This window comes from Streptomyces sp. NPDC059224, assembly GCF_042754285.1.
GTDB lineage: Bacteria > Actinomycetota > Actinomycetes > Streptomycetales > Streptomycetaceae > Streptomyces.
This window is the reverse complement of record NZ_JBHZAN010000113.1, coordinates 1-1,265: the sequence shown is the minus strand read 5'-3', so window position 1 is coordinate 1,265 and position 1,265 is coordinate 1. Positions and strand designations below refer to the sequence as shown.

Below are 1,265 nucleotides of genomic sequence, written 5' to 3'. Positions count from 1 at the left end.
CAGCCAGTAGCGGCGGTGTTGGAAGGCGTAGGTGGGCAGATCGACCGGCGCCGCGGCAGGCAGATACGACGCCCAGTCCACACCACCACCATGCGCATGGAACCGACCCAGACCCGACGCCAACGACCGCACCTCGGACTGCCCCCGGCGCAACAACGACACGAACGCCGCCACCGCATCCCCCGCCAGACAGTCCGGCCCCACCACAGACAGCGCCGCGTCCGGACCCACCTCCACAAACCTCGTCACACCCAGCTCATACAGACGAGCCACCGCATCAGCGAACCGCACCGTATCCCGGACATTACGCACCCAATAACCGACATCCACCGGAGCAGCATCAACATCCACCGTCGACACGAACGGAATACCCGGAGCATTGAAAACAACCCCGGAAATCGCCTCCCGGAACCGATCCAACACCGGCTCCATCAACGACGAATGAAACGCATGACTCACCCGCAGACGCGCACACCGCCACCCCCGCAAACGCGCCGCAACCCCAACCGCCTCCACCGCCTCCACCCCACCCGACACCACCACAGAACGAAACCCGTTGACCGCCGCAACACCCACCCCACCCGACAGCAATTCCACGACCTCCGCCTCCGCGGCATTCACCGCGAGCATCGCCCCACCCGCCGGCAACCCCTCCATCAACCCCGCACGCGCACACACCAAAGAAACCGCATCATCCAACGACAACACCCCAGCCACATGCGCAGCCGCCACCTCACCCACCGAATGCCCCACCACAAAATCCGCCACCACACCAAACGACTCAAGCAACCGGAACAACGAAACCTCAACCGCAAACAACCCACACTGCGCGAACAACGTCTCATCCAGCTCAACACCACCCTCGAGAACCACCTCCCGAACCGGCCGCCCCAACACCGACTCCAACCGCCCACAGATATCAGCGAAAGAATCCGCGAACACCGGATAACACTCCGCCAACTCCCGCCCCATACCCGACCACTGCGAACCCTGACCCGAAAACAAAAACCCCGTCAGCCCACCCCGACCCACAGACACACCATCCGACAACCCCGCCAACCCGGACAACAACTCATCCCGATCAGCAGCCACCACCACCCCACGACACTCCAAAGCCGCCCGGGACAACGCCGACGCACGCGCCACCCCCCCAACCGTCACCCCCGGCTCGGAAAGCACGAACTCACGCAACCGCACCGCCTGCCCCCGCAACGCCTCGACAGAACGACCAGACACCAACACCGGCACCGGCAACACCGGCACCG

The 1,265-nt window shown here is 64.5% G+C and carries 1 protein-coding gene; it reads right to left on the bottom strand.

Annotation, left to right across the window (positions count from 1 at the left end; genetic code table 11):
• Window positions 1-1,265 (bottom strand): acyltransferase domain-containing protein (locus tag ACFXI4_RS44710; protein ID WP_385003450.1); only part of this gene is annotated, 1,265 nt, incomplete at both ends.